The organism is Acinetobacter tandoii DSM 14970 = CIP 107469 (assembly GCF_000400735.1).
GTDB classification, from domain to species: domain Bacteria; phylum Pseudomonadota; class Gammaproteobacteria; order Pseudomonadales; family Moraxellaceae; genus Acinetobacter; species Acinetobacter tandoii.
In genome coordinates this window covers 457,928-469,791 of record NZ_KE007368.1, presented here as the reverse complement: position 1 = coordinate 469,791, position 11,864 = coordinate 457,928, and the positions used below count along the sequence as shown (strand labels likewise).

General features: G+C 40.3%; 9 protein-coding genes and 1 rRNA gene. 5 read left to right on the top strand and 5 right to left on the bottom strand.

Annotated features, from left to right (window positions below; genetic code table 11):
- Positions 1–43 precede the first annotated feature (43 nt).
- Positions 44–158: ribosomal RNA gene (gene rrf / locus I593_RS15590) — 5S ribosomal RNA — on the top strand.
- Between the two features lie 898 nt (positions 159–1,056).
- On the top strand, positions 1,057–1,554 hold the full coding sequence (locus I593_RS15585) for a hypothetical protein (protein WP_016168537.1): 498 nt from the start codon (positions 1,057–1,059) through the stop codon (positions 1,552–1,554).
- Between the two features lie 161 nt (positions 1,555–1,715).
- Here the strand turns inward: I593_RS15585 and I593_RS15580 are convergent, their stop codons facing one another.
- Positions 1,716–2,255, bottom strand: coding sequence for an NADPH-dependent FMN reductase (locus I593_RS15580; RefSeq protein WP_016168536.1), 540 nt, complete (start codon positions 2,253–2,255; stop codon positions 1,716–1,718).
- Between the two features lie 246 nt (positions 2,256–2,501).
- On the opposite strand from I593_RS15580, the gene I593_RS15575 reads away from it, so the two are divergent.
- The 3 genes from I593_RS15575 (at position 2,502) to I593_RS15565 (ending at position 7,406) form a co-directional block, all read left to right on the top strand.
- Positions 2,502–3,869 (top strand): MFS transporter, encoded by a 1,368-nt coding sequence (locus I593_RS15575; RefSeq protein WP_016168535.1) that lies wholly within the window; start codon positions 2,502–2,504, stop codon positions 3,867–3,869.
- Positions 3,870–4,140: 271 nt separating this feature from the next.
- The gene (locus I593_RS15570) at positions 4,141–6,537 is read left to right on the top strand and encodes a YgiQ family radical SAM protein (RefSeq protein WP_016168534.1); all 2,397 of its coding nucleotides are present in this window, start codon (positions 4,141–4,143) and stop codon (positions 6,535–6,537) included.
- Between the two features lie 323 nt (positions 6,538–6,860).
- Positions 6,861–7,406, top strand: a complete 546-nt coding sequence (locus I593_RS15565; RefSeq protein ID WP_016168533.1) for a DUF2726 domain-containing protein — start codon at positions 6,861–6,863, stop codon at positions 7,404–7,406.
- 40 nt (positions 7,407–7,446) lie between these two features.
- On the opposite strand, the gene I593_RS15560 is transcribed toward I593_RS15565, so the two are convergent.
- The 4 genes from I593_RS15560 to mdtD form a co-directional block, all read right to left on the bottom strand.
- Entirely contained in the window at positions 7,447–7,803 is a 357-nt protein-coding gene (locus I593_RS15560) for a RidA family protein (protein WP_016168532.1), read from the bottom strand.
- Between the two features lie 425 nt (positions 7,804–8,228).
- On the bottom strand, positions 8,229–9,284 hold the full coding sequence (gene dinB / locus I593_RS15555) for a DNA polymerase IV (protein ID WP_016168531.1): 1,056 nt from the start codon (positions 9,282–9,284) through the stop codon (positions 8,229–8,231).
- A 134-nt stretch (positions 9,285–9,418) separates the two neighbouring features.
- On the bottom strand, positions 9,419–10,189 hold the full coding sequence (locus tag I593_RS15550) for a glycoside hydrolase family 25 protein (RefSeq protein WP_016168530.1): 771 nt from the start codon (positions 10,187–10,189) through the stop codon (positions 9,419–9,421).
- A gap of 76 nt (positions 10,190–10,265) precedes the next feature.
- On the bottom strand, positions 10,266–11,657 hold the full coding sequence (mdtD, locus tag I593_RS15545; protein ID WP_016168529.1) for a multidrug transporter subunit MdtD: 1,392 nt from the start codon (positions 11,655–11,657) through the stop codon (positions 10,266–10,268).
- Between the last annotated feature and the right edge of the window lie 207 nt (positions 11,658–11,864).

Genomic DNA, 11,864 nt, shown 5'->3' with positions numbered 1-11,864 from the left:
AATGATCTGAGCATAAAACCTGAACAAGTCCATAAACAGTTGTGCTGGCGACAATAGCAAGAGTGAACCACCTGATCCCTTCCCGAACTCAGAAGTGAAACCTCTTAGCGCTGATGGTAGTGTGGGGTTACCCATGTGAGAGTAAGTCATCGCCAGCTCATTAATTCAAACACCCCCTTCTAATAAGAAGGGGGTGTTTTTTTATATAAATATTTATTTAAATTAAATGCTAAAGACTAAAAAATACCCGCGAAGCAGCAAATATAAATAACTTTGTACATCGTTTCCATCTTAAAAGACGTGATATCAATCAAATCACAAAGACTTTTTATAGCTATATTACCCAGTATTATTTGCTTTCGACGATTGAACTGACTGTATGAGGCCTTCATTTTGGTAGGGTCGACTAATGATTCAGTGGTCGCCAAAGCTTAATTTTTAATCTAGGGTTTAGTGTTTAGTTAAGAGTATATTTTGCTATACCATTTAATTTTACGAGCACCATGTTTTTAAAATGCTGTTTAAAATGTAAACAAATCTAAAAGAATACGTTTAATTATGTTGTCATAGGGCATGCTTCAATCCTAATGATCGAAATAGATCACAAATATAAGTAAAACCTAGCCACAGTTCGGTTTTGACTCAATCATTCTAGCGTTTTATAGTGATTATTATTGATTAAAAAGTAGGTAATTTAAGCAATTCTGAGATGAAATCGTTCGATTATAAGTATGGTCATAACTTAGATTTTGAAGAAGACAAGCCGATCAACAAACAGAAGAGGACATAGTAGGATCAAAAAAATTAGAAAAATCGAAGTTTAATTGGTCATGTTGGGTAAGATGAAGGAGGTAAAGTTCTATTTTAATTAAAAATTTCTCTGGTCGTAATTTTAAAAATTTAACACATGAGTTCCTTATTATTGAATCACATTACTGTTTAAGAGGTTATGACAGAATGACCTCTTAAACATCAACTTAAGGAGTTGATTATGAGACGATATGTATTTTCTTCAAAGATTTTAGTATTTGAAATCAGTAGGGTGAGGGTCTTCCCATGGGAACAACATTAACACTGAATTCAAGATTACTCGCAATCATTGCACAGCGAAACCCAACCATTTATGACATCGTTATACCACGTTTTACTTGCCCATCTGCTGAAACTTGGATTATTGGCAAACATTCTCCAGTTGCAGTGAGTCCACAACAATTACCACCTTCAGAATTGGGTGCACTTGTTGCTTCTGAATTTATACAGATGGTTTGGTTTGCAAACCGTTTTGGATTAGATTCCAGTTCTATTTTGGATGATCTAGATGATTGGTGTCCGACCTATCCAAAATGGCCCAAAAGGATACCTTGGTTAACTCCTCAGATCGATATTTCAAGACAACCATTGCCTGAGCCTCCTACAAATTGGCTTTTAGATTTTCATCTGGGATTTGCTGCGAGGTTAGCCACAGCCCAACTAGAAGAGAGCATCATCGGTGAGATCGTGACTAAAGCATTCGAGCGATCCGCTGTGTTGATTGAGTCTGAAAAATACATATAAATACTTTGGCAATTTTTTGATGAGGTTCATTCAGCATGGATAGGCATTTAAAAGTCTAAGACTTGAAAGGACTGCCTAACTCTTTCATTCAAGAAATCCTGTTGGGGTACAGGGTCGCTTGAATGAGAGGCTTAATTGAGCATAGATGGTCATGATATTTTTTATTTTTGATATTTAATCAGTTTTTCTAATATTTGCTTTAATCCATCGATTTCAAACTGATTGGCTTCAAAGTTCTCTTCTTTATTACGTTTAAAGATGTCGCGAATTTCTAATATTGCATTCGCGTCTACCATATTCAAACTTGAGCTTACTTGACGGATCTGACTGATGCCGCGAGAGCCATTGGTCGTACCATAACCAATAAATGCGGCAGGTTTGCCTTGCCACTCTTTGCCCAGATAATCTAAGGCATTTTTAAGGGCAGGGCTATAACCATGATTATATTCAGGGCTAATAAAAATAAAGGCATCTGCTAAGGCAATTTTATTTGCCCATAGTTGTTGTTTGGGTTGATCATAAATACCCGTCGCAGGAGGATGTGAACCTGAAAACAATGGTAAATCCCACTGTTTTAAATCAATCAGTTCGATATTAATGTCATGCAGGGAAAAATTAGAAATACAATCCATGATCCAGTGCGCAACTTTAATGGCTGTGCGGCCTTCTCGGATACTACCAACAATAAGATATATAAGCATGAGAGTTCCATTTTTTATTCTTGTATTTAAATTAACCATTTATGGCATGCATTCCCAGTCAAACTTTGTTAAGACCTTGTCAAGGTTTCACATACTTATATCTTAAAGATAATAAAAGCATGAATAATGAAGTAATTGCATACCTTTGTGGCATATCTATATATGCAATCGGTTTTGGACAATAAAGCAGCTTTACCGCATTGTGTAAGTCTATTTTGGGATGACTTCACAAGTTGGAGGTGAAGCGTGAGTACACAAACTTTAAATATAAATACTGTGGTAGATGAAGCCAAATTTACGCCTTTCCATTGGAGTGTTTTAATTTGGTGTTTATTGATTATTATTTTTGATGGTTATGATTTGGTCATTTATGGCGTTGCTTTACCTTTGTTAATGCAAGAGTGGGGCCTGAGTGCGGTACAAGCTGGATTACTTGCCAGTACAGCATTGTTTGGAATGATGTTCGGTGCCATGAGTTTTGGAACCTTGTCTGATAAATTAGGCCGTAAAAAAACCATTATGATTTGTGTGGCCATCTTTAGTGGTTTTACTTTTTTAGGTGCCTTTGCTTCTTCACCCGTTGAATTTGGTATTTTAAGATTTCTGGCAGGGCTGGGCATTGGAGGTGTGATGCCGAACGTGGTTGCCTTGATGACCGAATATGCACCGAAACGTATCCGTAGCACTTTGGTTGCCATCATGTTTAGTGGTTATGCCATTGGTGGTATGGCTTCAGCTTTATTGGGGGCATGGCTGGTTGCAGATCACGGCTGGAAAATCATGTTCTTTATTGCAGGAATTCCGTTTGTAGCTTTGCCGATTATCTGGAAGTTTTTACCTGAATCATTAATGTTTCTGACCAAAAAAGGCGAAACAGCGCAAGTGGCTGAGATTGTGCAAAAAATTAGCCCTGAGCAAAAATTAAATGCAGAGACACGATTTGTATTAAATGATGTTATTGCAGGTGACGAAGCACCTTTACGTGCCTTATTTCAGCAAGGACGAATGTTCAGTACCTTGATGTTCTGGGTTGCATTTTTCATGTGTTTACTGATGGTCTATGCGCTGGGTAGCTGGTTACCAAAATTGATGATTCAAGCAGGTTATTCGTTAGGTGCCAGTATGTTGTTCCTGTTTGCTTTGAATATTGGTGGTATGGTCGGTGCAATTGGGGGGGGAGCTTTGGCAGATCGTTTTCACCTGAAACCAGTACTCAGTATTATGTTTACTGTAGGTGCTTTAGCCTTGATTTTACTTGGTTTTAATAGCCCGCAGGCAGTGCTATATACCTTGATTGCTGTGGCAGGTGCTGCAACTATTGGCTCACAAATTTTACTCTACACTTTTGTAGCACAGTTCTACCCAACCGCAGTACGCTCTACAGGCATGGGCTGGGCATCAGGAATTGGACGGATTGGCGCGATTGTAGGTCCAATTTTGACAGGAGCATTATTAACCTTGCAGTTGCCCCATCAGATGAATTTTTTGGTGATTGCGATTCCTGGCATTATTGCAGCCTTGGCGGTATTTATGGTGAATTTAAAAGTTTCGGTTGAGGGGACGCAACAAGAGCAATTACCTTCAAAGCGCATTAAAGATTCCGTACTCAGTTGATAAAGTTTGAACTGATTGAAATGTATAACTCTAAAACCATCTGTTTGATGCTACAGCATTAAGCGGATGGTTTTTTGTATATGGATGGATATGAAATAGATAAATGTAATGCAGGTGCAGGGTTTTGATTTTAGAGTAAAGAGTAATTTTTAGATGCTTGTTTTTGTATATATTTTAATCAAGCAAGATGAATCTAATTCATGGTAAAATGATCGGCTTTCATCTTTGATCTATTTTGGATCTTCCATCTGCCAGCCGAGAATTGCTAGCCATGTCTACTGCTTATACCATGCAGACTGCGCCAACAGCGTTGTTTGATTACGACAAATATTGGGCGTCATGCTTTGAACCTGCGCCATTTTTGCCGATGTCGCGTGAGGAAATGGATCAACTCGGTTGGGATAGTTGCGACTTTATCTTGGTTTGTGGTGATGCTTATATCGATCATCCTTCATTCTGTTCGGGCATTATTGGTCGTACTTTAGAAGCGCAAGGTTTCCGTGTTGGTATTATCGCACAACCTGATTGGACCAATGTTGAAGCCTTCCGCGTTTTGGGTAAGCCAAATATTGCTTGGGGTGTAACCGCGGGTAATATGGACTCTATGATTAACCGTTATACGGCAGATCGTAAGATTCGTTCAGATGATGCTTATTCACCAGACAATGTTCCGAATAAACGCCCAGACCGTGCGGCGACAGTCTATTGCCAACGTGTGCGTGAAGCATTTCCAGATGTGCCAGTATTATTAGGTGGGATTGAAGCCTCTTTACGTCGTATCGCCCATTACGATTATTGGTCAGATAAAGTCCGTCGTTCAGTACTAATGGATTCAAAAGCGGATTTATTGATGTATGGTAATGGTGAGCGTTCGATCACTGAAGTGATGCATCGTTTAGCCAAAGGTGAAAAAATCCACGAAATTACTGATGTACGTGGTACGGCATTTATTATTAATAAGCATAATCGTGCATCGAAAGCCAAATTTGTTGAAATTGCATCTAATGATGTAGATACCGTGGGGCGTGTTGATCCCATCATCAATCCTTATGTGATGACCGAAGATTTAGACGGCTGTGAAATTGAAAAAGATAAGGGTAATTCTTTAACCCAATACCAAAATTTCCAAAAAGAATTGGTTGCCAACCCGATTGTTCGTGAAGGCGATCAATTGGATGCAGACACACAAATTGTACAGCTACAGCCATCGTCAAAAGCAATTAAACATAAATTACCGCCACGTGAGTTGGCAGTGATTCGTCTACCTGCATTTGAAGAAGTGGCAAATGATCCAGTTTTATATGCCCATGCCAACCGTATTTTGCACCTTGAAACCAACCCTGGAAATGCGCGTGCTTTGGTACAAAAACATGGTGAGCGTGATGTTTGGTTAAATCCACCACCGATTCCATTAACGACGGAAGAAATGGACTATGTGTTTGATTTGCCGTATGCACGTCTACCACATCCTGTGTATGGTGAAGCCCGTTTCCCTGCATTTGATATGATTAAATTCTCTGTGAACATCATGCGTGGCTGTTTTGGGGGCTGTACCTTCTGCTCGATTACAGAACATGAAGGGCGAATTATTCAAAACCGTTCGGAAGAGTCAATTCTGCGTGAAGTTGAGAAAATTCGTGATACGGCTCCGGGCTTTACAGGCATTATTTCAGACTTAGGTGGTCCAACGGCAAACATGTACCGTTTGCACTGTAAAGACCCTGAAATTGAAAAGAACTGTCGTAAACCCTCTTGTGTGTATCCAGGCGTATGTCAAAACTTACATACGGATCATGCTCCATTAACGCAGTTATATCGTAAAGCACGCGCCATTAAAGGCATCAAAAAGATTCTGATTGGTTCAGGCTTGCGTTATGACTTAGCAGTGCTGAATCCTGAATACGTGAAAGAGTTAGTTACCCATCACGTGGGTGGTTACTTAAAGATTGCGCCTGAGCATACTGAGAAAGGTCCATTGTCTAAGATGATGAAACCTGGAATCGGGACCTATGATCGTTTCAAGCAAATGTTTGATCGTTTTAGTAAGGAAGCAGGCAAAGAGCAGTATTTAATTCCATACTTTATCGCGGCGCATCCAGGAACCACGGATTACGACATGATGAACTTGGCAATTTGGTTGAAAAAGAATGGCTTCCGTGCCGATCAGGTACAGACCTTCTATCCATCGCCAATGGCAACAGCGACAACAATGTATTACACGGCTAAAAATCCTTTGGCCAAAGTGGCACGTTATACTGAAAATGTTGATATTGTAAAAGGGGAAAAGCGTCGTCGTCTGCATAAAGCCTTCCTGCGTTATCATGATCCAAATAACTGGCCATTGCTACGTGAGGCTTTAAAGGAGATGGGGCGCCAAGACTTAATTGGTAATTCTAAGCAACATTTAATTCCAACCTATCAACCGCAAGGAACTGAAGGCCAATATCAGTCTGCGCGTAAGAAAAACTCGACTGTTGCGGGTGATTCTCAGAAACGTACTGGTTCGGCGGGCGCGCGTGGACAACAGACCCAAGGACAAAATCACCGTCCGAAAAAAGGTCAAGTGCTGACCCAACATACGGGTTTGCCACCGCGTGAAACGGGTGAGAAGCGACCTTTTAATGCCAATGCAGCAAAGAAAAGAAAAAATCCAAAAGCACGGGCCTAAAATGAACGAAAAGACGCTACGGCGTCTTTTTTTATCCTTCTATTCGTCGGAATTGTTCTGCGCTAGACTTAAGATGAATTGCAACATGTAGGGAGATTGAGCTAAAGTAATTTTATTCAATCATTTTGCATATAAAAAATATGCAATTTAATTGGCTCTCGTCAAGTGACGTGTGGTCATTTTTTATAATAATTTCGTCAAGATGAATGTAGTTTTTTAACTTGAACGTTTGAATAAAAATAGAGGCGCTATAATCGATTTTTCGGCATAAAAAATCGGTATAAAGCCGCAGGATTATAAAAATAGATTAAAGGAATAAATTTATGAGTATGTATTTACTGATAGGACTCCTATTGTTGTTCAGTTGCATGATTTTTAAAAGTTTTAATAATCAATCAAAACAACAGGATAGTGTACTTAAGCGGCGTGCAGTTTTTAGTTTAAATCAGCAGTTGACCTTTGCTCGCTTAAAAGAAATTCTTCCAAGCTATACTATCTTGGCGCAGGTTTCTTATGATGCCTTAATGACGACAAAATATAGCCGTACTCGAAATAAGTATCGTAATTTATTGGCTGATTTTGTGGTGCTCGATGCATCCCATCAGATTGTAGCGATTATTGGTTTAGATGATCCGAATGTGTTAAAGCGTTTTCAGCAAACACAGTATAAAGATGCACTATTGGCGATGGCAGGCTATCGTGTGATTCGTTACGATGAAGTGCCGAGTTATCAGCAAATTCGACGAGACTTTTTAGGTGAACTCCGTAAAGAGTGGCATGAACCTGATACACAAGAACTAGATACATCTTTGAAAAAGTATAATTTTTATCACAATCATGAAAAACGTAAGTTGAAACTATGGAGTTAAAATCAGCCTGAATGCTTGTTCAAGCTGATTTAAGTTCAGATTATTCTGGACGCACTGCGGTTACGGTCATTTCAACCAGTACATCAGGGGCGTACATTTTGGCTTCAACGCAGGTGCGAGGCAGTGCTTGCATATCTGCACACCATGCATCCCAAACTTCATTCATGCCTGCATAATCATTTTCTATATCTTTCAAAAAAATCATGACCGACAAAATATGACGTTTATCTGTGCCTGCATCGGCAAGAAAACGATCAATAATGCCTAAAGTCTGTTGGGTTTGTCCTTTAATATCGAGCGTTGTATCTGCTGCAAGCTGACCTGCAAGATGAACCAAGTTACCTGAAATGGCAATTTCAGAAAAACGCTTTTCGACATGTAAACGTTGAACCGTCATGTGATTTCCATGATGTAAAGAGAACGGTCAGTTTACGTGATCCGTGATGATCTGCAAATGGTGTTTTGTATGACCTGTACTGTAGGAGGTGAAGATAATTATTTTGGGTAAGCGTTGGAAATAGGGCTTAAAAATATGAATCAATGAGAGCTATAAAATGTTGATGCGGTTTTAAAATGAGGAAGCATTGTTTTTTGGATGAGAAGAACAAAACCCATGTAATATGTTCAGAATTGCCCTGTAATACTCGGATTGGATCGTCGCGTTCACCACAGGACAACATGCTAAAAGTAAAGGTGATTTTTAGCATTTCAGCGTTTACATGGATAATGTATCGCGTGAAATAGGTTAACCTAAAAATAAAAAAAGTGTAGGGTTAATTGTTGTATTTTTATTCTTTTGTCTAAAAAAGATACAAGAAGAGCTTACCAGAGACTCAGTTGGGGTAGATCATCGGCAGGGGCTAATTGGTAGACACCTACGCCAATCAGGCGGAATTGGTATTCGGCAGGAATATACATTTCACTGAGTAACAATTCTAACACTTGCGTCAGCTCGGTATGATTATGAAGAGGAATTTTAAAACTTTTGCTGTGCTGAAGCACCTGAAAGTTTTTTAATTTGAGTTTGACCGTTACTCCGCGTGCCATAAGCTGCTTTTTATTTAAACTTTCCCAGACCTGTGTCGTGAGTTTTGCCCAATAGGGCTGACATTGTTGTAAAGTAAAATCATCATCAAATGTGGTTTCTTTGGAAATTTGCTGCCGTTCACGTTCAGCCTGTACAGGACGTTCATCAATGCCTTGAGCATATAAAAACAGTTGGTGACCATATTTGCCAAAGTGATGAATTAGTGTACTTTCCTCAATTTTTTGTAAATCCCCTAGAGTTTCCAATTGCAGTTGTTTTAATTTTTCTTGAGTGACTTTACCGACGCCTGGAATTTTTTTAAGGGGCAAATGCTGAATAAAATTTTGTACTTGGCTGGGTTTAATTACACAAAGACCATCGGGTTTATTCCAATCCGAAGCCACTTTTGCCAGAAACTTATTCGGTGCCACCCCAGCCGAAGCAGTTAAACCTGTGTTTTGGAAAATTTCTGCGCGAATACGCTGTGCCACTTCAGTTGCACTGGCCAAACCATATAAATTTTCGGTGACATCCAGATAGGCTTCATCTAAAGATAGTGGTTCGATCAGTGGCGTGTAGCGTTGAAAAATTTGGTGAATTTGTGCGGAAACTTCACGATACTGATTAAAGTTGGGTTCAATGACCACGACTTGAGGGCAAAGTTTTTTCGCTTGAGCCATCGACATGGCGGAACGTAGCCCAAATTTCCGTGCGGGATAAGAGGCTGCGGCAATGACCGCGCGAGGATGATGCGATGAAATCACTACAGGTAAGTGTTGCAGATCGGGACGACCACGTAATTCTACTGATGCAAAAAACGCATCCATATCAATATGTATGATTTTTCTCATATCGCCCAAAATTCACTAACCTCTACTTGCGAGTATGGCATGCTCCAACAAAGTTGTGTAGCTCGACATGCATCAGCGCGACAGAACATGACGGCTAATAGAGCTAATCCGTGAATGGAGTCATAAAAAAGTCTTTAAGGTGTGGTGGGGGTAAGCGGTTGAATCCCGTTCTTTTGTAAGAAAATACTCCAGTCATACACAGAACCATGAAAGACGTTCATATCGACGGGTTTGCTGATGCCCTGAATTGTGCCTTGATTGGTATGTTGCCAAAAGGTCCATTGGGGATTGCCTTTAAGTTCAGGTTGCCCTTGATATTCACGCACCCAAAGCGGTGTATTTTTGAATTCACCGGCCAAAACTATGTTATAGAAAGTTTTTGAAATATAAAAAATCGGTTGTTTGCCATAATGCTGTTGTAGCTGATCATGCATAATTTGAATTTCAGCCAATAACTGCTCTTTGGTATAGGCATTGATACAGTTACTGTCGTATTCCAAATCAATGACTGGCGGCAAGGCATCAGGTTTATTCGGTACGGTTTCAATAAAATTTTGTGCTTGAATTTTGCCGTCGCGGCAGAGACGATAAAAATGATAAGCCCCAACCAAAAAACCATGTTCACGGGCTTTTAGCCAATTATCTTGGAATTTTCGGTCTTTAAAATCGCCCCCTTCAGTTGCTTTCAAATAGATAAACTGGAATTTTTGATGTGGTACCTGTTCCCAGTTAATGTCCCCTTGATGATGTGAGACATCGAAGCCCTGCACTGGAAATTCCTGCGCAGCAGCGGGATTTTGATGAAAAATAAAAACATACAGCATCACTGCAAGACAAACGGTCCCGACACCAATGCAGGAAGCAATGAAGGAACTGGATTTTGTTATGCGTGTTGATTTGGTCATGCGTGTTTTAATCTCATCAAGTGGCGCTATGATAACGCGAGCATAAAATTGACTCCATGTGCATTTTGCAAAAGTACTATATGCTGCTGTTTTTGGGAATTTTCCAGAAAATTGCAGCAGTGATGATATTGATGGCACCCAGACAGATAAAGGTCATTTGAAAAGCCGTCGTGACTTGTGCAACACCATAATGTGCGGTAAAGAGGTTAATTAATGTACCTGCGAGTGCGACCCCAATACTCATAGAGAGCATCATGATCATGGACAGGAAACTATTCCCGCTACTGGCATTTTGCTGAGACAGATCTTTCAATGTAAAGGTATTCATAGCGACAAATTGGGTCGAGTTCAACATGCCACAAATGAAAAAGTGTAGTGTTCTTAGCCATAGTGGTGTATCCGCCGTGGTCAAGGCAAAACTGGCGAGGGCACTCCCGACGAGAATCGTATTGACGACCAGTACGGTGCGGTAGCCAAATCTTTGAATCACAGGGCGCACAATCGGCTTAGAAACCAATGAACCTAAGACCAAAGGAATCATCATCAATCCAGTGATGAAGGGTTCAAAATGGAAAGCTACTTGCAACATTAAAGGCAGCAAAAAGGGAAAGGCATTGCCACCCAGTCGTGCAAAGAAATTGCCTAAAATCCCAATCGCATAGATGTTGTTTTTAAATAATCGACTACGAAACAGGGCATTTTGATGCGTATGGGCATGATAGGCATAAATAGCGGAGCTGAATAATCCTAGGCCAATTAAAGCGAGTCCTTGCCAATGACTATGAGCTGTACTGGCAAAGCTTTCAATGCCTAAAGACAGCCCCACCATAGCGATGACTAACCACAGGAAGCCACTAAAATCGAAAGCTTGAACGCTGGGTTCAGTGGCGTTTGGTAAGGCTTTTAAGGTCACTAAAATACCTAAAACACCCATCGGTAAATTAATCAGAAAAATCCAGTGCCAAGTGGCAACTTCAACCAGCCATCCCCCCAGAGTTGGTCCAATTAAGGGCCCAATCAACCCCGCCAGACTCATTAAACTCATGGCAGATAAAAATTGATCTCGTGGAATCAGTTTTAGCATGGCTAAACGACCGACAGGCAACAGCAATGCTCCCCCGATGCCTTGAATAATACGAAATACCAGCAATTGATTGAGGCTCTGCGATAAACCACAACCCAGTGAAGCCAGTGTAAAAATGATAATCGCCGCTAGATAGGTATTGCGTACGCCAAACCGATCGGCAAGCCAACCACTTAAAGGAATACATGCGGCGACAGCCAAGACATACGCCACCACCACACTGTGCATATTCAGGGGGTCTTCATGTAAGTGTTTAGCCATTGCAGGAATGGCGGTGTTGACAATCGTGGTATCTAAAGCCTGCATAAAAAAGCCAATCGACACCAAGAAAACCAAGAGTCGGTATTCAGGTTGTAAGGCGCGATGTGAAATGGCTTGGCTCATAGATTAGAAATGGAATGGATCAAGATAATGTTAAAAGTCATGATAGCAAAGCACAGAGAAACAGTGCTCAATAAATCACATAAATTAGCAATCAAACGAACGTACTTAGGGGGAAGCTATGGGTTTAGAGCATTTAGAAATTGCTCACCTATAGATGAGTAAATAATCTAATTAAATTCAACAATAAAGCGCTTACTTATTCAGAGA

Bases quoted from the DNA above. Each gene is read 5' to 3' on its own strand.
- mdtD (WP_016168529.1), bottom strand. From the start codon at position 11,657: ATGAGCCAAGCCATTTCACATCGCGCCTTACAACCTGAATACCGACTC.
- I593_RS15585 (WP_016168537.1), top strand. From the start codon at position 1,057: ATGGGAACAACATTAACACTGAATTCAAGATTACTCGCAATCATTGCA.
- I593_RS15565 (WP_016168533.1), top strand. From the start codon at position 6,861: ATGAGTATGTATTTACTGATAGGACTCCTATTGTTGTTCAGTTGCATG.
- I593_RS15570 (WP_016168534.1), top strand. From the start codon at position 4,141: ATGTCTACTGCTTATACCATGCAGACTGCGCCAACAGCGTTGTTTGAT.
- I593_RS15580 (WP_016168536.1), bottom strand. From the start codon at position 2,255: ATGCTTATATATCTTATTGTTGGTAGTATCCGAGAAGGCCGCACAGCC.
- I593_RS15560 (WP_016168532.1), bottom strand. From the start codon at position 7,803: ATGACGGTTCAACGTTTACATGTCGAAAAGCGTTTTTCTGAAATTGCC.
- dinB (WP_016168531.1), bottom strand. From the start codon at position 9,284: ATGAGAAAAATCATACATATTGATATGGATGCGTTTTTTGCATCAGTA.
- I593_RS15550 (WP_016168530.1), bottom strand. From the start codon at position 10,189: ATGACCAAATCAACACGCATAACAAAATCCAGTTCCTTCATTGCTTCC.